Raw genomic sequence first — 24,371 nt, forward strand, 5'->3', positions numbered from 1 at the left:
TAGATGGCCTTGCTGAATATTTTTGATATCGCCGGTTCGGCGTTAACCGCGCAGTCCAAACGCCTGAACGTGGCTGCCAGTAACCTGGCGAACGCCGACAGCGTAACCGGACCAGACGGCCAGCCTTATCGCGCCAAACAGGTTGTTTTTCAGGTCGATGCTGCGCCGGGCGCGGCGACGGGCGGCGTGAAGGTATCTGAAGTGGTCGAGAGCCAGGCGCCGGACAGGCTGGTGTATGAGCCGGGAAACCCGCTCGCGGATGCCAGCGGATACGTGAAAATGCCAAACGTGGATGTGGTGGGTGAGATGGTGAACTCCATGTCGGCTTCTCGTAGCTACCAGGCCAACGTCGAAGTGCTTAATACCGTGAAGAGCATGATGCTCAAAACACTCACTCTCGGCCAGTAAAGGAGACATGCATGTCCATCGCCGTAAATGTGAATGATCCTACGAACTCGGGTGTTAATAACACGAAGAGTACGACGGGTTCTAACTCCCTCACCGGGAGCAATGCTGCCGATCTTCAGGGCAGCTTTCTGACGCTGCTGGTGGCGCAGCTTAAGAACCAGGATCCCACGAACCCAATGCAGAACAACGAACTAACCACGCAGCTTGCGCAGATCAGCACCGTTAGCGGCATTGAGAAACTCAACACCACCCTCGGTTCCGTCTCCGGCCAGATTGGCAGCAGCCAGTCCCTGCAGGCCGCGAGCCTGATTGGTCACGGGGTGATGATCCCGGGCACCACCATTCTGGCGGGCACCAGCACCACCGAAGGCAACGCCACTACGACCACCACGCCGTTTGGCGTTGAGCTCCAGCAGCCGGCTGACAAGGTTACTGCCACGATCACGGATTCCACCGGCGCGGTTGTCCGAACCATTGACATCGGCGAGCTGAAGGCGGGCGTTCACACCTTTACCTGGGATGGCAGCCTGACCGACGGTACCAAAGCACCAAACGGATCCTACAAAGTGGCTATCAGCGCCAGCAACGGGACGACCCAGCTGGTGGCGCAGCCGCTGCAGTTCGCGCTGGTGCAGGGCGTGATTAAAGGAAGCGACGGCAACAAACTGGATTTGGGTACCTCGGGTACCACCACACTCGACGAAGTTCGGCAGATTATCTAAGCCTTAACACTTATCAGGAGTAAGTCATGGCCTTTTCTCAAGCGGTCAGCGGCCTGAATGCTGCGGCCACCAACCTGGACGTCATTGGCAACAACATCGCCAACTCCGCGACCTATGGTTTTAAATCCGGTTCTGCCTCATTTGCAGATATGTTTGCCGGTTCCAAAGTCGGCCTGGGCGTGAAAGTTGCGGGCATCACTCAGGACTTTACCGACGGCACCACCACCAACACCGGTCGTGGTCTGGACGTTGCCATTAGCCAGAACGGTTTCTTCCGTATGGTTGATTCTAACGGCTCCGTGTTCTACAGCCGTAACGGTCAGTTCAAGCTGGACGAAAACCGTACGCTGGTTAACATGCAGGGCATGCAGCTGACGGGCTATCCGGTAGCCGGCACGCCATCAAAAGTCCAAACCGGTGCCAACCCACAGGCGATCACTATCCCAACAACGCTGATGGCAGCCAAGTCAACGACTACGGCATCCCAGCAGATCAACCTTAACTCTACCGATACCGCGCCAACGGCGGCATTCGACCCGACTAACCCGGATACCTATAACAAAAAAGGGACTGTGACCGTCTTTGATAGCCAGGGTAATGCGCACAACATGAACCTGTTTTACGTCAAAGATGCTGCGCCCGCTAACTCATGGAAAGTGTATTCCCAGGACGGTAGCGTGGCAGGTAGCGCGGCAACACTGGCAACCACGCTAACCTTCGATAACAACGGTTCGCTGACCGGTGGTGGAAACATTAACTTAACGACCGCGACCATCCCTGGTGCGACGCCTGCGACCTTCGCAATGAGTTTTGCGAACTCCATGCAGCAGAATACCGGTGCGAACAATATCGTGGCGACCAGCCAGGACGGCTTCAAGCCGGGCGACCTGGTGAGCTATCAGATTAACGATGATGGCACCGTTGTGGGGAACTACTCCAACGAACAGACTCAGGTTCTGGGGCAGATCGTGCTGGCAAACTTCGCGAACGACGAAGGTCTGAAATCGGAAGGCGACAACGTTTGGTCAGCCTCTCAGTCCTCCGGCGTGGCGCTGCTGGGTACCGCGGGCACCGGTAACTTCGGCAAGCTGACCAACGGCGCGCTGGAAGCCTCCAACGTGGATATGAGTAAAGAACTGGTGAACATGATTGTCGCGCAGCGTAACTATCAGTCGAACGCGCAGACTATCAAAACCCAGGACCAGATCCTCAACACGCTGGTTAACCTGCGTTAAGCGGCTAACAGGAAAGCGCAATGGATCACGCAATATATACAGCGATGGGCGCGGCAAGCCAGACGCTCAATCAGCAGGCCGTGACCGCCAGCAACCTGGCGAACGCCTCCACGCCGGGCTTTCGCGCGCAGCTTAATGCGCTGCGTGCGGTGCCGGTCGAAGGGCTTTCATTGCCTACGCGTACGCTGGTGACGGCATCCACTCCCGGCGCCGATATGACGCCGGGCCAGATGGATTACACCTCACGCCCGCTGGACGTTGCCCTGCAGCAGGACGGCTGGCTGGCGGTGCAAACGGCAGACGGCGGCGAAGGCTATACCCGTAACGGGAATATCCAGGTGAGCGCAACCGGGCAGTTGACCATTCAGGGTCATCCGGTGATGGGCGAAGCCGGTCCGCTTACGGTACCGGAAGGCTCTGAGCTGACTATCGCGGCAGACGGCACCATTTCGGCGCTGAACCCGGGCGACCCGGCCAACACCGTTGCGCCCGTCGGGCGTCTGAAGCTGGTGAAAGCGGAAGGCAAAGACGTGCAGCGTGGCGACGACGGCATGTTCCGTCTGACCCAGGCGGCGCAGGCGACGCGTGGCCCCACGTTACAGGCCGATCCGAGCATCCGCGTAATGTCCGGCGTTCTGGAAGGCAGTAACGTCAAGCCGGTCGAAGCCATGACCGACATGATCGCCAGCGCCCGTCGTTTCGAAATGCAGATGAAGATCATCAGCAGCGTGGATGAAAACGCGGGCAAGGCTAACCAACTTCTGGCTATGAGTTAACAGGACTCCTTATGATCAGTTCCTTATGGATCGCGAAAACAGGCCTGGACGCCCAGCAAACCAACATGGACGTGATTGCCAACAACCTGGCAAACGTGAGCACCAATGGTTTCAAGCGTCAGCGCGCCGTTTTCGAAGATTTGCTTTATCAAACCATCCGCCAGCCGGGTGCGCAGTCTTCTGAACAGACGACGCTGCCATCGGGCCTGCAGATCGGTACAGGTGTTCGCCCGGTGGCCACCGAGCGTCTTCACAGCCAGGGCAACCTGTCCCAGACCAACAACAGTAAAGACGTGGCAATCAAAGGCCAGGGCTTCTTCCAGGTGCAGCTGCCTGACGGGACCTCTGCCTATACCCGCGACGGTTCGTTCCAGGTCGATCAGAACGGCCAGCTGGTGACGGCGGGCGGTTTCCAGGTTCAGCCTGCGATTACCATCCCGGCGAACGCCCTGAGCATCACCATCGGTCGTGACGGTGTGGTCAGCGTAACCCAGCAGGGACAGGCCGCGCCGGTTCAGGTTGGGCAGCTCAACCTGACCACCTTCATGAACGATACCGGCCTGGAAAGCATTGGTGAGAACCTCTACACCGAAACGCAATCTTCCGGTACGCCAAATGAGAGCACCCCGGGTCTGAACGGCGCGGGTCTGCTGTACCAGGGTTATGTTGAAACGTCCAACGTGAACGTGGCGGAAGAGCTGGTGAATATGATCCAGGTCCAGCGCGCGTATGAAATTAACAGTAAAGCAGTGTCGACGACCGACCAGATGCTGCAGAAACTGACGCAACTCTAAGGTGTAGCCCGGTGCGGTAAACGCCGCACCGGCTCCCTGTTTTCGAAGATGAAGGCAATGCAAAAAAACGCGGCGTTTCGTTATCCGATACTGACTGTTCTGGCTGTCACCCTCAGCGGGTGTGCTTTGATCCCGTCTAAACCATTGGTCCAGGGTGCGACGACTGCCCAACCCGTTCCTGGCCCTGCGCCAGTGGTCAACGGCTCCATTTTCCAGACCGCGCAGCCGATTAATTACGGCTATCAGCCGCTGTTTGAAGATCGCCGCCCGCGTAATGTCGGCGATACATTGACCATTGTGCTGCAGGAAAACGTCAGCGCGAGCAAGAGCTCGTCGGCGAATGCCAGCCGCGATGGCAAAACCAATTTTGGCTTCGATACCGTGCCACGCTATCTCGAAGGGCTGTTCGGCAACGCGCGTGCTGATGTGAACGCGTCCGGCGGCAATACCTTTAACGGCAAAGGCGGCGCGAACGCCAGCAATACCTTCAGCGGTACGCTGACGGTCACGGTTGACCAGGTACTGGTTAACGGCAACTTACACGTTGTGGGTGAAAAACAGATCGCCATCAACCAAGGCACTGAATTCATTCGCTTCTCGGGCGTGGTTAACCCTCGCACTATCAGCGGCACCAACACCGTTCCGTCTACCCAGGTGGCGGATGCGCGCATTGAGTACGTCGGTAACGGCTATATCAATGAAGCGCAAAATATGGGTTGGCTGCAGCGCTTCTTCCTTAATTTATCGCCGATGTAAGCGAGGTGACCCATGTTTAAATCGATCTTCGCCGTGGCGCTCGCGCTGGTGGCAACGTTTGCCCAGGCTGACCGTATTCGCGATCTCACCAGCGTTCAGGGTGTACGCGAAAACTCCCTGATAGGCTATGGCCTGGTGGTGGGCCTGGATGGGACCGGTGACCAGACAACCCAGACGCCGTTCACCACCCAAAGCCTGAACAACATGCTTTCCCAGCTCGGCATTACCGTGCCGGCGGGAACCAACATGCAGCTGAAAAACGTGGCCGCGGTAATGGTCACCGCGTCCTACCCGGCATTTGCGCGTCAGGGGCAGACCATTGATGTAGTGGTCTCCTCAATGGGTAACGCCAAAAGCCTGCGCGGCGGTACGCTGCTGATGACCCCGCTGAAAGGCGTTGACAGCCAGGTCTATGCGCTGGCGCAGGGGAACATTCTGGTCGGCGGTGCGGGTGCATCCGCAGGCGGAAGCAGCGTGCAGGTGAACCAGCTGAACGGCGGACGGATCACCAACGGGGCGATCATTGAGCGTGAACTGCCGACTCAGTTTGGTGCGGGCAATACCATCAACCTGCAGCTCAATAATGAAGACTTCACGATGGCGCAGCAGATTGCCGATACCATCAACCGCAGCCGCGGCTACGGTAATGCAACGGCACTCGATGCGCGCACCGTACAGATCCGTACCTCCACCGGCAGCAGCAACCAGGTGCGCATGCTGGCAGATATCCAGAATATGGAAGTGAACGTTCCGGTCCAGGATGCGAAGGTGATCATCAACTCCCGTACCGGCTCGGTGGTCATGAACCGGGAAGTGTCGCTCGACAGCTGCGCCGTGGCGCAGGGTAACCTCTCCGTGACGGTAAACCGCTCCGCGAACGTGAGCCAGCCGAATACGCCATTTGGTGGCGGTCAGACGGTGGTGACGCCGCAAACGCAGATTGATATGCGTCAGAGCGGCGGGTCACTGCAAAGCGTTCGCTCCAGCGCCAACCTGAACAGCGTGGTGCGTGCCCTGAATGCCCTGGGGGCAACGCCGATGGATCTGATGTCTATCCTGCAATCGATGCAAAGCGCGGGCTGCCTGCGCGCCAAACTGGAAATCATCTAATGCTGACCGATAGCAAACTGTTGACCAGTGCAGCCTGGGACGCCCAGTCGCTCAACGAGCTGAAAACCAAAGCAGGTAAAGACCCGGCGGCGAACATCCGCCCGGTCGCCCGCCAGGTGGAAGGGATGTTTGTACAGATGATGCTGAAAAGCATGCGTGAAACCCTGCCGAAAGACGGGATGTTCAGCAGTGATTCAACGCGTCTCTACACCAGCATGTATGACCAGCAGATTGCGCAGCAGATGACTGCGGGTAAAGGCCTCGGTCTGGCTGACATGATTGTCAAACAGACCGAAGCCGCGCAGGGCATTCAGCCTCAGGAGCAGCCGCAGCAGGTGCCGATGAAGTTCGACCTGGAAACGGTGACCAGCTATCAGAACCAGGCCCTGACGCAGCTGGTGCGTAAAGCGATGCCAAAAGCCACGAGCAGCGGCGATGAGCCGCTCTCCGGTGACAGCAAAGACTTCCTGGCGCAGCTTTCTCTGCCTGCGCGTCTTGCCAGCGAACAGAGCGGCGTGCCGCATCACCTGATTCTGGCGCAGGCCGCGCTGGAGTCGGGCTGGGGTCAGCGCCAGATCCGCAAGGAAAACGGCGAGCCGAGCTTCAACATCTTCGGCGTGAAGGCCACCTCCAGCTGGAAGGGGCCGACAACGGAGATCACGACCACCGAATACGAGAACGGTGCGGCGGTGAAGGTCAAAGCAAAATTCCGCGTCTACAGCTCTTATCTGGAAGCTTTGTCCGATTATGTCGGTCTGCTGAGCCGAAATCCGCGCTATACCGCCGTGACGCAGGCGGCGACGGCGGAGCAGGGCGCTCAGGCGCTGCAAAGCGCGGGCTATGCGACTGACCCGAACTATGCACGTAAGCTCACCAGCATGATCCAGCAGCTGAAATCCATGGGCGAGAAGGTCAGCAAAGCCTATAGCACAGATATTGAAAATCTGTTCTGAAAGTTCTCAAGTCCCGGTGGAGGTTGCCGATAACCTTCATCAGGACTCGTGTCTGAACGTATAAAAGGAACCCCCATGTCCAGTTTGATTAACAGCGCCATGAGTGGCCTCAGTGCTGCGCAGTCGGCACTCAATACCGTCAGTAATAATATTTCAAGCTATAACGTGGCAGGTTACAGCCGCCAGACCACGGTGCTGGGCGCATCTAACAGCACGCTGACCGGCGGTGGCTGGGTGGGTAACGGGGTCTATGTCTCCGGTGTCCAGCGTGAGTATGACGCCTTCATCACCAACCAGCTGCGCGCCGCGCAGACGCAGAGCAGCGGCCTGACGACGCGCTATCAGCAGATGTCAAAAATTGACGATGTGCTCTCTGATTCAACCAATTCACTCTCGACCACGTTGCAGGATTTCTTCAAAAGTATGCAAACGCTGGTCAGCAACGCAGAGGACCCGGCTGCGCGTCAGACGGTGCTCGGTAAAGCAGATGGTCTGGTGAATCAGTTCAAAACGAACGACCAGTATCTCCGTGACCAGGATGCGCAGGTTAATACCGCAATTGCTTCAAGTGTTGAGCAAATTAACAATTACGCAAAACAGATTGCGAATCTAAACGATCAGATCTCCCGTCTTACCGGCGTGGGGGCGGGCTCATCGCCAAATGACCTGCTCGATCAACGCGATCAGTTGGTGAGCGAGCTGAACAAAATTGTCGGTGTGGAAGTTGCTGTACAGGACGGCGGCACCTATAACGTCTCCTTTGGCAACGGTTACAGCCTGGTGCAGGGGAGCAAAGCGAACCAGCTGGCGGCAGTGAAATCCAGCGCCGATCCGAGCCGGACGACTATCGCCTACAGCGATGAAGTGTCCGGAAATATCGAAATCCCCGAGAAAATGGTCACAACCGGCTCTCTGGGCGGGTTGTTAACGTTTCGCTCCGAAGATCTGGATAAAGCGCGCAACAACCTGAATCAGCTGGCGCTGGCCTTTGCCGATGCGATGAACAAGCAGCATGAAGCCGGGTTTGATGCCAATGGTGATGCCGGTGGCAAGCTGTTCGATTTTGGTTCGCCATCCGTGGTGACCAACAGCCGCAATACCGGGACGGCGGCCATGACCGCTACGGTGGCTGACAGTACGAAAGTGCAGGCCACCGATTACAAACTGCAGTTTAACGGAACTGACTGGACCATTACCCGTTCGGATAAAACCAGCTTCACCATGAGCCCGGATGCGAGCGGTAATCTGTCCTTTGATGGCCTGAACGTCAACGTGAGCGGTAGTGCGAACACCAACGACAGTTTTATCCTGAAGCCTGTTTCCGACGTTATCGTCAATATGGAACTCAAGTTCAGGGATGAATCCAAACTGGCAATGGCATCGGCAAACAATGGCGGTGAAAGTGATAACCGCAACGGTCAAAAGTTGCTGGATCTACAAAACAGTAAGGTTGTTGGTGGAAATAAAACGTTCAATGATGCTTATGCTTCTCTTGTCAGTACCGTCGGTAGCTCAACGGCAGCATTGAAAACCAGCAGCGAAACAAAAGCGAATGTGGCGACGCAGTTAACCAAGCAGCAGCAGTCCATCTCTGGGGTAAACCTCGATGAAGAGTATGGCAATTTGCAGCGCTATCAGCAGTATTACCTTGCTAATGCGCAGGTATTACAAACTGCCAGCACGCTCTTCGATGCAATTATCAATATTCGCTAAGGCTGAGGTGAAGAATGCGTATTAGCACCCAGATGATGTACGACCAGAACATGCGAGGGATCACCGATTCCCAGGGCAAGTGGCTGAACTACGGTGAACAAATGTCAACCGGAAAGCGCGTCAATCGTCCGTCTGACGATCCTATCGCGGCGTCACAGGCTGTTGTTCTGTCTCAATCTCAATCTCAGAATAGCCAGTTTGCGCTGGCGAGAACGTTCGCCTCGCAAAAGGTTTCTCTGGAAGATAACGTGCTCAGTCAGGTCAATGCAGCAATTACCAGCGCGAAAGAGAAACTCGTCAACGCGGGAAATGGAACGCTAAGTGATGACGATCGTCTGTCTCTGGCGAGTGACTTGCAAGGGATCCGCGACCAGCTGATGAACCTTGCAAACTCAGCGGATGGTAATGGTCGGTATATCTTTGCGGGTTATAAGACCGAAGCGCCACCATTTGATTCCGCGACAGGCAATTACAATGGTGGTACGCAGGCTATCTCCCAGCAGGTTGATACCGCCCGTAATATGGTCATTAGCCACACCGGTCAGCAGATCTTCGAAAGTATTACCAGTAACGCAAAAGAACTTCCTGGCGGCGGTTATGGTGAGACGAATATGTTCAAGATCCTCGACACGGCCATTTCCGCCCTCAAGGTTCCAGTTGATAACGACTCCGCCGCGGCTGAAGTACAGAATAAAACTATCTCTGATGCGCAGATCGGCATCACCAATACCCAGAACAACGTCCTTACCGTCGTGGCGGACGTGGGCACCAAGATGAATGAACTGGAAAAACTCGATAACCTGGGTGACGACCGCGCGCTGGGGCAGACACAGCAGATGAGTGATCTGATCAACGTTGACTGGAACAGCGCGATTTCGTCGTACATCATGCAGCAGGCGGCCCTGCAGGCCTCTTATAAAGCGTTTAGCGATATGCAGGGCATGTCTCTGTTCCAGCTGAACAAATAACATCTTGACCTCTTAGAGCATGTCTTGAAACTGGGCATGTTTTACTGCCCAATCCGTCTGGATTGGGCATTTTTTTATGCAGCTTCCGCCGGTGCGGAGGCGGCGCGTGCGCTTTCTATTAAACGGATTGCCAGCGCAATGACGCCACAGACTGTCGCCAGAGCGACCACGCCCGTCCAGCCCGCCAGCGAGTAGATATTGCTGCCTAACGCGGAACCCAGCGCCATCCCGATAAAGACAACCGTAAAGAGCAGGGCGTTGAGACGACCGCGCGCCTGCGGTTCAAGGCTGTATACCAGGTTCTGGTGAGCGACCAGGCTGGACTGCAGGCCCAGGTCGAACCCGACGGCAGAGACGGCGATCAGAATCAGCTGTCCATGAACGCCCAGCGCGGGCATCAGGAACATCAGGGCGAATGAGACGGTCACAAGGACTGCACCAAGCTGCGTGACTTTACCTGCGCCCAGTTTGTCCGCCAGACCTCCTGCCAGCGGGGCAGCTAACGCACCGGCGGCACCAGCAATACCAAAACCGCCTGCGACGGCACTCCCCAGGTGATAGCGTTCCAGCAGCATGACCGCAAGCGTAGACCAGAAGGCGCTAAAGGCAATCGACAGAAAACCCTGAGCCAGCGCCGCACGGCGCAGCGCCGGATAGCGACGCCACAGATGTTCCATTGAGCGCATCAGCGCGGGGTAGCTCAGCGTGGAGTGAATGGCAAAACGGGGAAGCACAAACCACATCATCACCCCGATGAACGCAATGCTCGCCGCCGCCAGCTGGTACATGACGCGCCAGCCAAACGCTTCGCCCACCACGCCGCTCACGGTTCTTGATAATAAGATACCCATCAGCAGCCCGGTCATTACCGTACCCACGGTTTTCCCCTGTTTACCTTCCGGCGCAAGGATGGCCGCGGCAGGGACGATATCCTGTGCCATGGTGGCGGCCATGCCGATGAGCAGGCTTGCCAGCAGCAGAGAATGGATCTGCCCGGTCAGGCTGCAGCCGAGAAGAAACATCGCCAGCGCCGCACTCTTTATCAGGATTAACGTCCTGCGGTCGTGGCGATCGCCAAGCGGTAGCAGGAACAGGATCCCCAGGGCATATCCCGTCTGGGTGAGCGTCGGGACCATGCCCATTCCTTCGATACTCAGGTGAAGGTCTGCGCCCATCAGCGGCAGCAGAGGCTGGGCATAATAGATAGATGCCACGCTGAAACCTGCACCGATCGCCAGCATTAAGATTACCCAGCGGCTCACGGCATGGGCGGCGGTTGTTGTGTTCATAAGATGTTCCTCATTCGTCGTGTGAGGCTATTTTTTATCAGTACGCCTTGCGACGGTAGCGGGCCCGGTGGTAAAACGCTTATACGTTGAACGTATAGATTAAAATGCAATGAAAAGAGCTGAGCGTATAGACCGGGTAGAGTTAATGCGGACGTTTGTCCGGATAGTGGAGGCGGGTTCCCTCTCTGCGGCGGCGCGGCAGCTGGCCACCACCCAGGCCACGGTGAGCAGACGATTACAGTCGCTGGAGACCATGCTGGGCGTGCGCCTGATATTGCGCACCACCCATACGACGCGGCTGACGGATGACGGCGAGCGCTGCTATCAGCACGCTCGTCGGGTGATTGACAGCTGGCTGGCGCTGGAAGATGAGGTGGGGCAGACGGAAGATGAGCCCGTAGGCGTGCTGCGGGTGCGGGCACCCCACGCGTTTGGTCAGGACCAGCTTCTGAAACCAGTAACCGAATTTTTGCAACGCTATCCGCAGCTTTCCATTGAGTGGATGCTCAACGATCGGTCGGCGGACTTCCTCGGCGACAACCTTGACTGTGCTATTCGGGTGGGCGTGGAGGTCGATCCGGCGACCGTATCCGTGCTGCTGGCGGAAGTGCCGCGCTCGGTAGTGGCTTCTCCGGCGCTGCTGGCCCGTTTTCCAACGGTTACCGCGCCGGAGGATTTGCAGCAGTTTCCCTGGATAGCGATTAGCTCTTTCTACCAGCGTCATGTGGAGCTTTTTCACGATGCATCACCTGCCACCGCGCGAGTAGCGATTACCCCACGCCTCAGCACCGATAGCTTGTATGTCGCACGCAATACGGCGCTCACAGGCCTTGGCGTGGCGGTGGTATCCAGCTGGACGGTACAGGATGATATTCGGGAAGGGCGGCTGGTGCATTTGCTGCCAGACTGGCAGCCAGCGGCGTTGCCGGTGCATCTGGTTTATCCCTGGTCCCGTTATTATCCGGCACGCCTGCGGCGTTTTCTGGAGTTGATGCGGCAGGTAATGCCGGAGGTCACCGGGATGAGAAAGCCCGTGCAGCAGCCATAAAAAAAGCCGACCCTAAGGTCGGCTTTTTTACTTTCAGCGTCGTTATTCGACAGACTGCGGACGCGTTGCCGGTGCGGTCGCCTGATGCGTTGCACTGTGGCCACCTGCAGCGCCTTTACCGTCGAAGCTGAACGCCGGGCGTACCCAGTCACTGTGACGCGGGGCTTCTGGCACGTAATCCGGCGCCGGGGCGCGAGTCATTGGTGCTGTCGCTACGTGGGCAGCGGCTGGCGCAGAAACAACCGGCTCAGGTTTCACTTCAGGCGCTTTCGGTTCTTCAACAACCGGTTCAACCTGAATCTCAACGTCCTGAACGACTTCTTCAGTGGTGGTTTCAACGAGGGCTTCAGCGGTGTCTTCCACTGCGGCTACAGGTTCAGCCTCTTCAGCCACTTCCTCAGCCACCACGACATCTTCTTCAGCAATAAGCTGCGGTGCGGCATCAACCGGCGCGGCAATCACTTCCGGATGAGTGGTTTCGACGTCCACTGCCTGAGGGGCTTCAGCTTTAACAACCTGAGGTTCAACCACGGTTGCCGCTTCAGTCACAACGTTTTCTACCGCTGCTACTGGTGCAATTACCTCTTCGGTTACTGGCTGTCCTTCAACAACCTGCTCCGGGCGAGCAACCGGGTAGCGGATCCAGACTTTACCGGATGCCATTTCTGGTGAAGCACAGGCAATGGTCAGCGGCATTGGCGACTGATTTGGGTAACGCTCGTCACGATAGCGACGACGGCGCTGACCGCTGACGCGCAGATGACGTGGAGAACGACGTGAACGGCGCGGCATACCGGCGTTATCACGGTTTTCACCGTTGTCATCCTGCTCAACGTTGTTTTCAACGACCGCAGGCAGATCAACTTTCGCCACTTGTGTACCGGTTGTGCTCTCTCTGGTTTCAACTGCGACAACGGCTGACTCTTCGGTTGCTTCTGAGGCGAAGCGAACTTTCTGAGCAAGCTGGCGCTGCTTACGACGCGGCATAACCTGAGTGCGTTCTTCCTGCTCGCTGTCCTGCTGTTCAACAGGCTCTTCGCGGTTCAGGTTCTTGACTTCCTGCTGTGCCTGACGCTTCTCGTCGTTACGGCGACGGCTGCGTTCACGGCGCGGCTGCTGGTCGTCACGCTGTTTGCTCTTCTCAGACTCATCGCCCGCCTGCTGGCGAATTTCACGATCTTCAACATTCTGCTGTTGTTTCTCGCGACGGTTGCGACGGTTGTCTTCGCGTTGCTCACGGCCTTCGCTATTCTCAGAACGATTATCACGACGCTCGCTGCGGTCATTGCGATCGCTACGGTCGTTACGATCGCGGCGGTTGTTCTGACGCTTACGGCGGTCCTGCTGACGCTCTGGCTTGGCCGCTTTTGGCTCTTCTTTCGGCTGCTCAGGCTGAACTTCTTCGCCAGCAAACATCTTCTTCAGTGCGCCAAAGAAGCGGCTCAACAGACCCGGCTGTGCCGGCTGGGCTTTCGCTGCCGCTGCTTCTGGTTTCTGCGCTACAGATTTGGCTGCCGGTTTTTCCAGAGCTGCTTCCGGTGGTGCTTCTGGCATGATGAAGGTTGCTAACGCAGGCTGCTCTGGCAGTTTGCGCTCGGCTGGCTCTTCATCGGAAGGCAGGGCCATCTCTTCTTCATGCAGCTTCGGCAGCAGGTAGCTGAGCGTGGATGTCTCTTCGCCTTTACGGACACGCAGTACGTGATAGTGCGGGGTTTCCATCTGGTCGTTTGGCACGATGATGCAGCGAACGCCGCCCTGGCGCGCTTCAATCGCACTTACCGCTGCTCGTTTTTCGTTCAGCAGGTAGGAGGCAATTGGCACAGGAACAATCGCGTGAACCTCTTTGGTGTTCTCTTTCAGCGCTTCTTCTTCAATCAGACGCAGGATAGAGAGGGACAGCGATTCGTTATCACGCACGGTACCGGTACCGGAACAGCGCGGGCAAACGTGATGGCTGGACTCACCGAGAGACGGGCTCAGACGCTGACGGGACATCTCCAGCAGGCCAAAGCGTGAGATATGGCTAATCTGGATACGAGCCCTGTCCTGACGCACCGCTTCGCGCAGACGGTTTTCAACCGCACGCTGGTGGCGAACAGGGGTCATGTCGATGAAGTCGATAACAATCAGACCGCCCAGGTCGCGCAGGCGGAGCTGGCGGGCGATTTCATCAGCGGCTTCGAGGTTAGTGTTGAAGGCGGTCTCTTCAATATCGCCACCGCGTGTTGCACGCGCGGAGTTGATGTCGATAGCGGTCAGCGCTTCAGTTGTATCAATAACGATAGAACCGCCGGATGGCAGACGCACTTCACGCTGGAAGGCCGACTCAATCTGGGATTCGATCTGATAGTGGCTGAACAGCGGGATTTCACCGGTGTACAGTTTAATTTTGCTGGTGAAATCCGGACGACCCAGCGCGGCGATGTGCTGGCGCGCCAGCTCAAGCACTTTCGGGTTATCGATCAGAATCTCACCGATGTCCTGACGCAGGTAATCACGGAAGGCACGCACGATAACGTTGCTTTCCTGGTGAATCAGGAACGGAGCAGGGCGGCTTTCCGCAGCTTTCTGAATGGCTTCCCAGTGCTTCAGACGGAAGCTCAGGTCCCACTGCAGCGCTTCGGCAGATTTGCCTACGCCTGCGGTACGCACGATAAGCCCCATGCCATCAGGCAGTTCGAGGCTTGCCAGCGCTTCTTTCAGCTCGGTACGGTCATCACCCTCGATACGGCGAGAGATGCCACCCGCACGCGGGTTGTTAGGCATCAGAACCAGATAGCTCCCTGCAAGGCTGATAAAGGTCGTTAGTGCGGCACCTTTGTTGCCACGCTCTTCTTTATCAATCTGAACGATAACTTCCTGACCTTCACGCAGAACATCTTTGATGTTTGGGCGGCCATGGGCGTTGTAGTTTGCGGGGAAATATTCGCGGGCGATTTCTTTCAGAGGGAGGAAACCATGACGCTCAGCACCGTAATCGACAAATGCAGCTTCAAGGCTTGGTTCAATGCGGGTGATTTTACCTTTGTAAATGTTCGCTTTTTTCTGTTCGTGTCCAGGACTTTCGATATCCAGATCGTACAGGCGCTGCCCATCCACAAGGGCGACACGCAACTCTTCTTGCTGAGTTGCGTTGATTAACATTCTTTTCATCGTAACTTACTCGTTATTCTTACATTGACGACAAAGCTGCGGGCAAGGTGACGCTTTCCGGGGTATGAACCGATGGCCTCGTGTCTGTTCACGTCGCCAACCTCACGGTTGTCGCTCGCTTAAGAGGCGCAGAGTGTCGGTTGCCTGTATTTCATACGGAAACACAGCGCAATTATCAGGGGAATTGCCTGGGTAGAACTCTCCAGAGAACAATCCTTATACCGGGAAGTACTGCAACCCGCAGCCCGCTAACTGCCTGAAAGATCAATACGTCTTACGCCATTGCTGCGTGGATGATCGGTCAGACAAAATTGGTCATTCCGTCAACATCCTTACTTAACCAGGATTTAACACGGAAAACAGCCTCATTATTCCACTGCTCGCCGGGTTATAGCAAGATGACTTTTACCAATTATCACCCGGTTACTCACAGTTTTTTCACTTCAGAACGGTGATTGGTTTAATAACCACCAAATCGGTTGCGCGAAATGGGGAGCAGGCCGGATAAAAGTAAATATAAGCATAGAAAAATGAGTGGCGCTAATGGCTGACGATATTTAGAATCGCCAACCATGAAAACAGAGACTCCAGCCGTAAAAATGGTTGCCATCGCCGAAGATGAAGCGGGGCAACGTATCGATAACTTTTTGCGCACCCAGCTGAAAGGTGTGCCAAAGAGCATGATTTACCGCATCCTGCGTAAGGGCGAAGTGCGGGTTAACAAAAAACGTGTGAAGCCCGAGTACAAACTTGAGGCGGGCGATGAAGTGCGTATACCGCCGGTCCGCGTTGCGGAACGTGAAGAAGAGACCGTTTCACCGAAGCTACAGAAAGTGGCGGCCCTGAGCGATGTGATCCTGTACGAAGATGACCATATTCTGGTGCTGAATAAACCGTCAGGAACGGCTGTTCATGGCGGTAGCGGTCTGAGCTTCGGCGTGATTGAAGGGCTGCGTGCCCTGCGCCCGGAAGCGCGTTTCCTTGAACTGGTGCATCGTCTTGACCGTGACACTTCTGGCGTACTGCTGGTGGCGAAAAAGCGTTCTGCGCTGCGTTCTCTGCATGAACAGCTGCGTGAAAAGGGGATGCAGAAAGACTATCTGGCGCTGGTTCGCGGTCAATGGCAGTCTCATGTAAAAGTGGTGCAGGCGCCGCTGCTGAAGAACATTCTGCAAAGCGGTGAGCGTATTGTCCGCGTGAGCCAGGAAGGGAAACCTTCTGAGACGCGCTTTAAAGTTGAAGAGCGCTATGAGTTTGCCACGCTTGTGCGCTGTAGCCCGGTGACCGGCCGTACCCACCAGATCCGTGTGCATACGCAGTTTGCAGGGCACCCAATCGCCTTTGATGATCGCTATGGCGACCGCGAGTTTGATAAGCAGCTGGCGGGGACGGGGCTATCGCGTCTGTTCCTGCATGCGGCAGCGCTGAAGTTTACCCATCCTAATACGGGGGAAATCATCCGTATTGAAGCGCCGCTGGATGAGCAGTTGAAACGCTGTCTTAAGGTTCTGCGCGGCTGAGTTTGCTTTCCTCCCTCTCCCTGTGGGAGAGGGACGGGATGAGGGCATCAGGCCGCAACGTTCCAGTCACATGGTCAGCGGATTACACTCTTCTCGCCTTAACATCTGACACAAGGCAATCAGCGATAACCCCACCAGCGTGTTGGGATCGCGACCGTCCAGCTTGTCGAAGAGCGCAATCCCTAATCCTTCACTTTTAAAGCTTCCTGCACAGTTGAGCGGTCGTTCCCGGCGCACATAATCCATGATCTCTTGCTCGCTAAGATGGCGGAAGTGTACGTCGAACGGCTCGCATTCGGTTTGCAGATGACCGGTGGCGGAGTTATAGAGCGCCAGGCCGGTATAAAAGGTCACTATAGTGCCTCGCGCACGCATAAGTTGCTGGAAGGCGTTCTCTTCCGTATGGGGTTTGCCGGTGATTTCGCCGTCCAGCACGCAGACCTGATCGGAGCCTATAATCAAATGGGCAGGATAGCGTGCGGCCAGCGACTGGGCTTTCTCCTTAGCAAGACGCGTCACCAAATGTCGCGGTGACTCGCCCGGCTGTGGCGTCTCATCAACCTCTGGCGCGGCGCATTCAAACGGGATCCCGAGTTTTTCCAGCAGCATTCGGCGGTAGGGAGATGTGGAGGCAAGGACGAGATTTGGCATATTTTTATCACCAGATATAGCGTATCGATGCCAGCCATTTTAAACTACAGGCCGCAATGTGTGCGAATAATTGGCAAAAGGCAGCTCTGGTTGCCTTTTTCTTTGACTCTATGACGTTACAAAGTTAATATGCGCGCCCTATGCAAAAGGTAAAATTACCCCTGACTCTTGATCCGGTTCGTACGGCTCAAAAACGCCTTGATTACGAAGGTATCTATACTTCCGATCAGGCTGAGCGTATTGCCGAATCCGTAGTCAGTGTGGACAGTGATGTAGAATGCTCCATGTCGTTCGCTATCGACAACCAGCGTCTCGCCGTTTTAACCGGTGATGCGAAGGTAACGGTAACGCTCGAGTGTCAGCGTTGCGGGAAACCGTTTGTACAGCATGTTCACACAACGTATTGTTTCAGTCCGGTTCGTTCTGACGAACAGGCTGAAGCACTCCCGGAAGCGTATGAGCCGATTGAGGTTAACGAATTCGGTGAAATCGATCTTCTGGCTCTGGTTGAAGATGAAATCATCCTCACCTTGCCAGTGGTTCCGGTGCATGATTCTGAACACTGTGAAGTGTCCGAGGCGGACATGGTCTTTGGGGAACTGCCTGATGAAGCGCAAAAACCAAACCCATTTGCCGTATTAGCCAGCTTAAAGCGTAAGTAATTGAGGAGTAAGGTCCATGGCCGTACAACAGAATAAACCAACCCGTTCCAAACGTGGCATGCGTCGTTCCCATGACGCGCTGACCGCAGTTACCAGCCTGTCTGTAGACAAGACTTCTGGTGAGAAACACCTGCGTCACCACATCACCGCTGACGGTTTCTACCGCGGCCGCAAGGTTATCACTAAGTAATCACGCGCAAGCGTGATTAGGCTTAGTGAGGATTTCCCCGTGCAAACGGGGAATTTACCGAACCAGGCTGCGACGATACCTTGACACGTCTAACCCTGGCGTTAGATGTCATGGGGGGAGATTTTGGCCCTTCCGTGACAGTGCCTGCAGCATTGCAGGCACTGAATTCTAATTCGCAACTCACACTTCTATTAGTCGGCAATCCCGACACAATCACGCCATTACTTGCAAAAGCTGACTTTGAACAACGTTCGCGTCTGCAGATTATTCCTGCGCAGTCAGTTATTGCCAGTGATGCCCGACCCTCGCAGGCGATTCGCAATAGCCGTGGTAGCTCAATGCGGATGGCTCTGGAGCTGGTGAAAGAAGGGCGAGCCCAGGCCTGCGTCAGTGCGGGAAATACCGGCGCGCTGATGGGGCTGTCGAAAATGCTGCTCAAACCTATTGAAGGTATTGAGCGTCCGGCGCTGGTGACGGTGTTACCGCATCAGCAGAAGGGCAAGACGGTGGTGCTCGATTTGGGCGCTAACGTCGACTGTGATAGTACTATGCTGGCTCAGTTTGCCGTGATGGGATCGGTGCTGGCAGAAGAAGTGGTCGGGATCAACAATCCCCGTGTTGCGTTACTGAACATTGGTGAAGAAGAGACTAAAGGCCTGGACAGCATTCGCGAAGCGGCTGAATTGCTCAAACAGGTTCCCTCCATCAACTATATTGGTTATCTCGAAGCCAATGAGTTGTTGACGGGTAAAACGGATGTTCTGGTGTGCGATGGCTTCACCGGAAACGTAACGTTGAAGACCATGGAAGGGGTCGTGCGCATGTTTCTTTCTCTGCTGAAATCTCAGGGAGAAGGCAAAAAAAGCGCCTGGTGGCTGGTTTTATTGAAGCGTTGGTTACAAAAGCGCCTGACGCGGCGATTCGGTCACCTCAACCCCGACCAGTATAATGGCGCCTGTCTGTTAGGATTGCGCGGCATCGTGATTAAGAGTCATGGTGCCGCCAATCAGCGAGCATTTGCTGTCGCGATTGAACAGGCAGTGCAGGCGGTGCAGCGACAAGTCCCTCAGCGGATTGCCGCTCGCCTGGAATCTGTATTAGCTAAAAGTGACTGAGCGTACATGTATACGAAGATTTTAGGTACCGGCAGCTATCTGCCAAAACAAGTGCGTACCAACGCCGATCTGGAAAAAATGGTAGATACGTCTGACGAGTGGATTGTCACGCGCACAGGTATCCGTGAACGTCGTATTGCCGCGCCAGACGAAACCGTGTCGACCATGGGTTACGAAGCCGCACAGCGTGCTATCGAAATGGCGGGCATTGATAAAGAACAGATTGGTTTGATCGTAGTCGCCACGACGTCTGCCACACATGCTTTCCCAAGCGCAGCGTGCCAGGTGCAAAACATGCTCGGCATTAAAGGCTGTCCGGCGTTTGACGTCGCTGCAGCGTGTGCAGGCTTCACCTATGCACTGAGCGTTGCCGATCAGTACGTGAAATCCGGTGCCGTTAAATATGCGCTGGTGATCGGTGCTGACGTGCTGGCGCGTACCTGCGATCCAACCGATCGTGGAACGATCATTATTTTTGGTGATGGTGCGGGTGCGGTGCTGCTGGGGCAGTCCGAAGAGCCGGGTATCATCTCGACGCATCTGCATGCTGATGGCAGCTATGGCGAATTGTTGACTTTGCCTAATGCAGATCGCGTTAATCCGGACAACTCGATTTACCTGACTATGGCAGGAAACGAGGTGTTCAAGGTGGCGGTGACCGAGCTTGCACACATCGTTGATGAAACGCTGGAAGCGAATAACCTTGAGCGTACCGCCCTCGATTGGCTGGTGCCGCATCAGGCGAACCTGCGTATCATCAGCGCAACCGCGAAAAAGCTGGGCATGTCGATGGATAACGTTGTCGTGACGCTCGATCGTCACGGCAACACCTCTGCGGCGTCGGTACCGTGCGCATTTGATGAAGCGGTACGCGATGGACGAATCAAACGGGGCCAGCTGGTCTTACTTGAAGCCTTCGGTGGCGGGTTCACCTGGGGTTCCGCGCTGGTTCGTTTCTAGTATAAGGAATAAAAAATGACGCAATTTGCTTTTGTGTTCCCGGGTCAGGGCTCTCAAACCGTTGGGATGTTGTCTGAAATGGCAGCACACTATCCGGTAATTGAAAAGACTTTCCGTGAAGCTTCTGATGCACTGGGTTATGATTTATGGACGCTGACCCAGCAGGGACCGGCTGAAGAACTGAACAAAACCTGGCAGACCCAGCCAGCGCTGCTGACCGCGTCCGTTGCGCTGTGGCGTGTCTGGCAGCAGCAGGGCGGTAAAGCGCCAGCGCTGCTCGCGGGTCACAGCCTGGGTGAATACTCTGCGCTGGTGTGTGCCGGCGTGATCGCGTTTGCTGACGCGGTACGTCTGGTTGAACTGCGCGGTAAATTCATGCAGGAAGCGGTGCCGGAAGGCACGGGCGGCATGTCTGCCATCATCGGTCTGGATGATGCTGCAATTGCAAAAGCGTGTGAAGAATCTGCTGAAGGCCAGGTTGTGTCTCCGGTAAACTTCAACTCGCCGGGCCAGGTGGTTATTGCCGGTCATAAAGAAGCGGTTGAACGTGCGGGGGCGGCCTGTAAAGCAGCGGGTGCTAAGCGTGCGCTGCCGCTGCCGGTCAGCGTGCCGTCTCACTGTGCGCTGATGAAGCCTGCTGCTGAGAAACTGGCGGTTGAGCTGGAAAAAATTACGTTTAACGCACCGACGATTTCCGTTGTGAACAACGTCGATGTGAAATGCGAAACCACGCCGGAAGCTATCCGTGACGCACTGGTTCGCCAGCTCTACAGCCCGGTACAGTGGACCAAAACCGTTGAGTTTATGGCCGCTCAGGGCGTTGAGCATCTGTATGAAGTCGGCCCAGGTAAAGTCCTCACCGGTCTGACAAAACGTATTGTTGACACCCTGACAGCCTCGGCGATTAACGAGCCGGAAGCGATGTCAGCGGCACTCTCGCAATAAAAGAGGAATACCATGAGTTTTGAAGGAAAAATCGCCCTGGTCACTGGCGCAAGCCGCGGTATCGGGCGTGCAATTGCTGAAACACTGGTTGCGCGCGGCGCGAAGGTGATTGGTACAGCAACCAGCGAGAATGGCGCTCAGGCCATCAGCGAGTATTTGGGTGCAAACGGTAAAGGTCTGGTACTGAATGTGACTGAACCTGCATCTATCGAATCTGTTCTGGAAAATATTCGCGCAGAGTTTGGCGAAGTGGATATTCTGGTAAACAATGCCGGGATCACTCGCGATAACCTGTTAATGCGAATGAAAGACGACGAGTGGAACGATATCATCGAAACCAACCTGTCATCTGTATTCCGTCTGTCAAAAGCGGTAATGCGCGCTATGATGAAAAAGCGTCATGGTCGTATTATCACTGTCGGTTCTGTGGTTGGTACCATGGGAAATGCTGGTCAGGCTAACTACGCTGCGGCGAAAGCAGGTCTGATTGGTTTCAGTAAGTCGCTGGCGCGTGAAGTTGCGTCCCGCGGTATTACGGTAAACGTTGTTGCTCCGGGCTTTATTGAAACGGACATGACGCGTGCGCTGACTGATGAGCAGCGTGCGGGTACGCTGGCGGCAGTTCCGGCGGGTCGTCTTGGCGACCCTAAAGAAATCGCCAGTGCGGTTGCATTTTTAGCCTCTGACGAAGCGGGTTACATCACTGGTGAGACCCTCCACGTCAATGGCGGGATGTATATGGTTTAACCACGATGAAAAATATTTGCGTTATTAGGGCGAATGGCCTCAAAATAACGTAAAATCGTGGTACGAACTGCCGGGATTTAGTTGCAAATTTTTCAACATTTTATACACTACGAAAACCATCGCGAAAGCGAGTTTTGATAGGAAATTTAAGAGTATGAGCACTATCGAAGAACGCGTTAAGAAAATTATCGGCGAACAGCTGGGCGTTAAGCAGGAAGAAGTTGTGAACTCCGCTTCCTTCGTTGAAGACCTGGGCGCAGATTCTCTTGACACCGTTGAGCTGGTAATGGCTCTGGAAGAAGAGTTTGATACTGAGATTCCGGACGAAGAAGCTGAGAAGATCACCACCGTTCAGGCTGCCATTGATTACATCAACGGTCACCAGGCGTAAGTGAACATCTCCAGGCGGTCATTCGACCGCCTGAGTTTTATCTTTATTTAGTCCCACGATTATCTTTTTTTATCCCTCCCTGGAGGACAAACGTGTCTAAGCGTCGTGTAGTTGTGACCGGACTTGGCATGTTGTCTCCTGTCGGCAATACCGTAGAGTCCACCTGGAAAGCTCTCCTTGCCGGTCAGAGCGGCATCAGCCTAATCGACCATTTCGATACTAGCGCCTATGCAACGAAATTTGCTGGCTTAGTAAAGGATTTTAACTGTGAAGAGATCATCTCGCGCAAAGAGCAGCGCAAGATGGATGCCTTCATTCAATATGGAATTGTCGCTGGCGTTCAGGCCATGCAGGATTCTGGCCTTGTGATTACGGAAGAGAACGCAACCCGTATCGGCGCCGCTATCGGCTCCGGGATTGGCGGTCTTGGCCTGATCGAGGAAAACCATACATCTCTGATGAATGGCGGCCCGCGTAAAATCAGCCCGTTCTTCGTTCCGTCCACGATTGTTAACATGGTGGCGGGTCACCTGACCATTATGTTCGGCCTGCGTGGGCCAAGCATTTCAATCGCGACTGCCTGTACGTCTGGTGTACATAACATCGGCCAGGCCGCGCGCATTATTGCGTTCGGCGATGCAGATGCTATGGTTGCGGGCGGTGCTGAAAAAGCCAGTACTCCACTGGGTGTTGGCGGTTTCGGTGCGGCGCGTGCGCTGTCTACCCGTAATGATAATCCGCAGGCGGCGAGCCGTCCGTGGGATAAAGATCGTGACGGCTTTGTGCTGGGCGATGGGGCGGGCATGATCGTGCTGGAAGAGTACGAACACGCGAAAAAACGCGGTGCGAAAATTTATGCTGAAATCGTTGGTTTCGGCATGAGCAGCGATGCTTACCACATGACGTCTCCTCCTGAGAACGGCGCGGGCGCTGCGCTGGCGATGGAAAACGCGATTCGTGATGCGGGTATTACCCCAGCACAAATTGGCTACGTGAACGCGCATGGCACCTCTACACCAGCAGGCGATAAAGCAGAAGCTCAGGCGGTTAAGTCTATCTTCGGCGAATCTGCCAGCCGCGTAATGGTGAGCTCCACCAAGTCTATGACCGGTCACCTGTTGGGTGCGGCGGGTGCGGTAGAATCAATCTACTCCATCCTTGCGCTGCGCGATCAGGCTGTTCCGCCAACCATCAACCTGGATAACCCGGATGAAGGTTGCGATCTGGACTTCGTTCCTCACGAAGCGCGTCAGGTTAGCGGTATGGAGTACACCCTGTGTAACTCCTTCGGCTTCGGCGGCACCAACGGTTCACTGATCTTTAAAAAGATCTGATCCTGACGTCCCTGTAGCATTAAAAAAGGTCCGCTTGCCGGGCCTTTTTTATTAAGCCTAATCTTCTTGTCGGCTGCATAACATCCTGCCAGACTAATTGCCAACGCATAAGGAGCCACCATGTTTTTAATCAATGGCCTTGAGCAGGACACGCTGCCTGCCAGCGACAGGGCGATACAGTTCGGTGATGGTTGCTTTACGACGGCGCGCATTCTGGACGGCGATATTTGCCTGATGGAGGCACACATTCGGCGCCTGCAGCATGGATGCGAAAAGCTAATGATCCCCTTTACGCACTGGGACACGTTGCGTCAGGAAATGTGCCAGCTGGCAGCCGGGAAGGACAGCGGCGTACTTAAAGTCATCATCAGCCGCGGCAGTGGTGGCCGGGGTTACAGCGCTGCATCGTGCCTCAACCCTACGCGTATTCTCTCCGTTTCTGCTTATCCCGCGCATTATTCTCGCTGGCGAGAAGACGGCGTCACGCTGACGCTGAGCCCAGTACGACTGGGACGAAACCCGATGCTGGCCGGGCTTAAGCATCTCAATCGCCTGGAGCAGGTGCTCATTCGTACTCATCTTGAACAGACGGACGCCGATGAGGCGCTGGTTCTTGACAGCGAAGGGTTCATTACGGAATGCTGTGCGGCTAATTTATTCTGGCGACAGGGGGGAGAAGTGTTCACCCCGTCGCTGGAGCACGCTGGCGTAAATGGGTTAATGCGTCAGTTTTGTCTGCAACAGCTGGCACGCTCTGGCTTTCGCGTTGTCGAAGTTAGCGCAGGAGAAGCCGCGCTACAGACTGCCGATGAAGTCATCATCTGCAATGCGCTGATGCCTGTTGTACCCGTCCGTGCGTATGGCCAGCAACGCTGGTCTTCGCGCAAACTGTTTCAGTTTTTAGCCCCAATATGTGAGCAAACCAGATAGT

Annotated in this window: 24 protein-coding genes; 21 read left to right on the top strand and 3 right to left on the bottom strand. The window is 55.5% G+C overall.

The window, feature by feature from the left end:
• Positions 1-3: 3 nt before the first annotated feature.
• The 10 genes from flgC to flgL all read left to right on the top strand — a co-directional run bounded on the left by flgC (position 4) and on the right by flgL (position 9,435).
• A complete protein-coding gene (flgC, locus tag KGP24_RS09090; RefSeq protein ID WP_223563090.1) occupies positions 4-408 on the top strand; it encodes a flagellar basal body rod protein FlgC in 405 nt (134 codons plus the stop codon).
• 11 nt (positions 409-419) lie between these two features.
• The gene (flgD, locus tag KGP24_RS09095; protein ID WP_223563091.1) at positions 420-1,130 is read left to right on the top strand and encodes a flagellar hook assembly protein FlgD; all 711 of its coding nucleotides are present in this window, start codon (positions 420-422) and stop codon (positions 1,128-1,130) included.
• A 26-nt stretch (positions 1,131-1,156) separates the two neighbouring features.
• Entirely contained in the window at positions 1,157-2,365 is a 1,209-nt protein-coding gene (gene flgE, locus KGP24_RS09100; protein ID WP_223563092.1) for a flagellar hook protein FlgE, read from the top strand.
• 20 nt (positions 2,366-2,385) lie between these two features.
• Positions 2,386-3,141 (top strand): flagellar basal body rod protein FlgF, encoded by a 756-nt coding sequence (locus tag KGP24_RS09105; protein ID WP_223563093.1) that lies wholly within the window; start codon positions 2,386-2,388, stop codon positions 3,139-3,141.
• 11 nt (positions 3,142-3,152) lie between these two features.
• A complete protein-coding gene (gene flgG, locus KGP24_RS09110) occupies positions 3,153-3,935 on the top strand; it encodes a flagellar basal-body rod protein FlgG (protein WP_008500810.1) in 783 nt (260 codons plus the stop codon).
• 57 nt (positions 3,936-3,992) lie between these two features.
• A complete protein-coding gene (gene flgH, locus KGP24_RS09115) occupies positions 3,993-4,691 on the top strand; it encodes a flagellar basal body L-ring protein FlgH (protein ID WP_024909015.1) in 699 nt (232 codons plus the stop codon).
• Positions 4,692-4,703: 12 nt separating this feature from the next.
• The gene (locus tag KGP24_RS09120) at positions 4,704-5,801 is read left to right on the top strand and encodes a flagellar basal body P-ring protein FlgI (protein WP_029740346.1); all 1,098 of its coding nucleotides are present in this window, start codon (positions 4,704-4,706) and stop codon (positions 5,799-5,801) included.
• Complete coding sequence (gene flgJ, locus KGP24_RS09125; RefSeq protein ID WP_223563094.1) at positions 5,801-6,754, top strand: flagellar assembly peptidoglycan hydrolase FlgJ; 954 nt, start codon at positions 5,801-5,803, stop codon at positions 6,752-6,754. Before KGP24_RS09120 ends, flgJ begins: the two co-directional genes overlap by 1 nt.
• 75 nt (positions 6,755-6,829) lie before the next feature.
• Entirely contained in the window at positions 6,830-8,467 is a 1,638-nt protein-coding gene (gene flgK, locus KGP24_RS09130) for a flagellar hook-associated protein FlgK (protein ID WP_223563095.1), read from the top strand.
• Between the two features lie 14 nt (positions 8,468-8,481).
• Positions 8,482-9,435, top strand: coding sequence for a flagellar hook-associated protein FlgL (gene flgL / locus KGP24_RS09135; protein ID WP_223563096.1), 954 nt, complete (start codon positions 8,482-8,484; stop codon positions 9,433-9,435).
• Between the two features lie 74 nt (positions 9,436-9,509).
• Here flgL and KGP24_RS09140 read toward each other — a convergent pair whose 3' ends face one another.
• Positions 9,510-10,724: an MFS transporter gene (locus KGP24_RS09140; protein ID WP_223563097.1), complete on the bottom strand. Its 1,215-nt coding sequence runs from the start codon at positions 10,722-10,724 to the stop codon at positions 9,510-9,512.
• Positions 10,725-10,833: 109 nt separating this feature from the next.
• Here KGP24_RS09140 and KGP24_RS09145 point away from each other — a divergent pair, with 109 nt between their 5' ends.
• Complete coding sequence (locus KGP24_RS09145; RefSeq protein WP_121425890.1) at positions 10,834-11,772, top strand: LysR family transcriptional regulator; 939 nt, start codon at positions 10,834-10,836, stop codon at positions 11,770-11,772.
• A 42-nt stretch (positions 11,773-11,814) separates the two neighbouring features.
• On the opposite strand, the gene rne is transcribed toward KGP24_RS09145, so the two are convergent.
• On the bottom strand, positions 11,815-14,925 hold the full coding sequence (rne, locus tag KGP24_RS09150; protein ID WP_223563098.1) for a ribonuclease E: 3,111 nt from the start codon (positions 14,923-14,925) through the stop codon (positions 11,815-11,817).
• A 572-nt stretch (positions 14,926-15,497) separates the two neighbouring features.
• Here rne and rluC point away from each other — a divergent pair.
• On the top strand, positions 15,498-16,445 hold the full coding sequence (rluC, locus tag KGP24_RS09155; RefSeq protein WP_223563099.1) for a 23S rRNA pseudouridine(955/2504/2580) synthase RluC: 948 nt from the start codon (positions 15,498-15,500) through the stop codon (positions 16,443-16,445).
• A 66-nt stretch (positions 16,446-16,511) separates the two neighbouring features.
• On the opposite strand, the gene KGP24_RS09160 is transcribed toward rluC, so the two are convergent.
• A complete protein-coding gene (locus KGP24_RS09160; RefSeq protein WP_223563100.1) occupies positions 16,512-17,096 on the bottom strand; it encodes a nucleoside triphosphate pyrophosphatase in 585 nt (194 codons plus the stop codon).
• A 140-nt stretch (positions 17,097-17,236) separates the two neighbouring features.
• On the opposite strand from KGP24_RS09160, the gene yceD reads away from it, so the two are divergent.
• From yceD to pabC, 9 genes are all read left to right on the top strand, one after another.
• A complete protein-coding gene (yceD, locus tag KGP24_RS09165) occupies positions 17,237-17,758 on the top strand; it encodes a 23S rRNA accumulation protein YceD (RefSeq protein ID WP_014883375.1) in 522 nt (173 codons plus the stop codon).
• 16 nt (positions 17,759-17,774) lie between these two features.
• Positions 17,775-17,948: a 50S ribosomal protein L32 gene (gene rpmF, locus KGP24_RS09170; protein WP_003857964.1), complete on the top strand. Its 174-nt coding sequence runs from the start codon at positions 17,775-17,777 to the stop codon at positions 17,946-17,948.
• Between the two features lie 80 nt (positions 17,949-18,028).
• Positions 18,029-19,063 carry a phosphate acyltransferase PlsX gene (gene plsX, locus KGP24_RS09175; protein ID WP_223563101.1) on the top strand — a complete coding sequence of 345 codons (1,035 nt, stop codon included), beginning with the start codon at positions 18,029-18,031 and terminating at the stop codon, positions 19,061-19,063.
• A gap of 6 nt (positions 19,064-19,069) precedes the next feature.
• On the top strand, positions 19,070-20,023 hold the full coding sequence (locus KGP24_RS09180; protein ID WP_023311150.1) for a beta-ketoacyl-ACP synthase III: 954 nt from the start codon (positions 19,070-19,072) through the stop codon (positions 20,021-20,023).
• Positions 20,024-20,038: 15 nt separating this feature from the next.
• A complete protein-coding gene (gene fabD / locus KGP24_RS09185) occupies positions 20,039-20,968 on the top strand; it encodes an ACP S-malonyltransferase (protein ID WP_223563102.1) in 930 nt (309 codons plus the stop codon).
• Between the two features lie 12 nt (positions 20,969-20,980).
• Positions 20,981-21,715 carry a 3-oxoacyl-ACP reductase FabG gene (gene fabG / locus KGP24_RS09190; protein WP_008500795.1) on the top strand — a complete coding sequence of 245 codons (735 nt, stop codon included), beginning with the start codon at positions 20,981-20,983 and terminating at the stop codon, positions 21,713-21,715.
• Between the two features lie 154 nt (positions 21,716-21,869).
• The gene (gene acpP, locus KGP24_RS09195) at positions 21,870-22,106 is read left to right on the top strand and encodes an acyl carrier protein (RefSeq protein ID WP_003857954.1); all 237 of its coding nucleotides are present in this window, start codon (positions 21,870-21,872) and stop codon (positions 22,104-22,106) included.
• A gap of 92 nt (positions 22,107-22,198) precedes the next feature.
• Positions 22,199-23,440: a beta-ketoacyl-ACP synthase II gene (fabF, locus tag KGP24_RS09200; protein WP_223563103.1), complete on the top strand. Its 1,242-nt coding sequence runs from the start codon at positions 22,199-22,201 to the stop codon at positions 23,438-23,440.
• A gap of 120 nt (positions 23,441-23,560) precedes the next feature.
• Entirely contained in the window at positions 23,561-24,370 is an 810-nt protein-coding gene (gene pabC / locus KGP24_RS09205) for an aminodeoxychorismate lyase (protein ID WP_223563104.1), read from the top strand.
• Position 24,371: the final 1 nt, after the last annotated feature.

The sequence above is a fragment of the Enterobacter sp. JBIWA008 genome, from assembly GCF_019968765.1.
Taxonomy (GTDB): domain Bacteria; phylum Pseudomonadota; class Gammaproteobacteria; order Enterobacterales; family Enterobacteriaceae; genus Enterobacter.

Bases quoted from the DNA above. Each gene is read 5' to 3' on its own strand.
- KGP24_RS09120 (WP_029740346.1), top strand. From the start codon at position 4,704: ATGTTTAAATCGATCTTCGCCGTGGCGCTCGCGCTGGTGGCAACGTTT.
- rpmF (WP_003857964.1), top strand. From the start codon at position 17,775: ATGGCCGTACAACAGAATAAACCAACCCGTTCCAAACGTGGCATGCGT.
- KGP24_RS09140 (WP_223563097.1), bottom strand. From the start codon at position 10,724: ATGAACACAACAACCGCCGCCCATGCCGTGAGCCGCTGGGTAATCTTA.
- flgG (WP_008500810.1), top strand. From the start codon at position 3,153: ATGATCAGTTCCTTATGGATCGCGAAAACAGGCCTGGACGCCCAGCAA.
- rluC (WP_223563099.1), top strand. From the start codon at position 15,498: ATGAAAACAGAGACTCCAGCCGTAAAAATGGTTGCCATCGCCGAAGAT.
- flgD (WP_223563091.1), top strand. From the start codon at position 420: ATGTCCATCGCCGTAAATGTGAATGATCCTACGAACTCGGGTGTTAAT.
- rne (WP_223563098.1), bottom strand. From the start codon at position 14,925: ATGAAAAGAATGTTAATCAACGCAACTCAGCAAGAAGAGTTGCGTGTC.
- fabD (WP_223563102.1), top strand. From the start codon at position 20,039: ATGACGCAATTTGCTTTTGTGTTCCCGGGTCAGGGCTCTCAAACCGTT.
- flgJ (WP_223563094.1), top strand. From the start codon at position 5,801: ATGCTGACCGATAGCAAACTGTTGACCAGTGCAGCCTGGGACGCCCAG.
- KGP24_RS09145 (WP_121425890.1), top strand. From the start codon at position 10,834: ATGAAAAGAGCTGAGCGTATAGACCGGGTAGAGTTAATGCGGACGTTT.
- pabC (WP_223563104.1), top strand. From the start codon at position 23,561: ATGTTTTTAATCAATGGCCTTGAGCAGGACACGCTGCCTGCCAGCGAC.
- KGP24_RS09160 (WP_223563100.1), bottom strand. From the start codon at position 17,096: ATGCCAAATCTCGTCCTTGCCTCCACATCTCCCTACCGCCGAATGCTG.
- flgL (WP_223563096.1), top strand. From the start codon at position 8,482: ATGCGTATTAGCACCCAGATGATGTACGACCAGAACATGCGAGGGATC.
- KGP24_RS09105 (WP_223563093.1), top strand. From the start codon at position 2,386: ATGGATCACGCAATATATACAGCGATGGGCGCGGCAAGCCAGACGCTC.
- flgE (WP_223563092.1), top strand. From the start codon at position 1,157: ATGGCCTTTTCTCAAGCGGTCAGCGGCCTGAATGCTGCGGCCACCAAC.
- flgC (WP_223563090.1), top strand. From the start codon at position 4: ATGGCCTTGCTGAATATTTTTGATATCGCCGGTTCGGCGTTAACCGCG.
- flgK (WP_223563095.1), top strand. From the start codon at position 6,830: ATGTCCAGTTTGATTAACAGCGCCATGAGTGGCCTCAGTGCTGCGCAG.
- yceD (WP_014883375.1), top strand. From the start codon at position 17,237: ATGCAAAAGGTAAAATTACCCCTGACTCTTGATCCGGTTCGTACGGCT.
- KGP24_RS09180 (WP_023311150.1), top strand. From the start codon at position 19,070: ATGTATACGAAGATTTTAGGTACCGGCAGCTATCTGCCAAAACAAGTG.
- flgH (WP_024909015.1), top strand. From the start codon at position 3,993: ATGCAAAAAAACGCGGCGTTTCGTTATCCGATACTGACTGTTCTGGCT.
- fabG (WP_008500795.1), top strand. From the start codon at position 20,981: ATGAGTTTTGAAGGAAAAATCGCCCTGGTCACTGGCGCAAGCCGCGGT.
- acpP (WP_003857954.1), top strand. From the start codon at position 21,870: ATGAGCACTATCGAAGAACGCGTTAAGAAAATTATCGGCGAACAGCTG.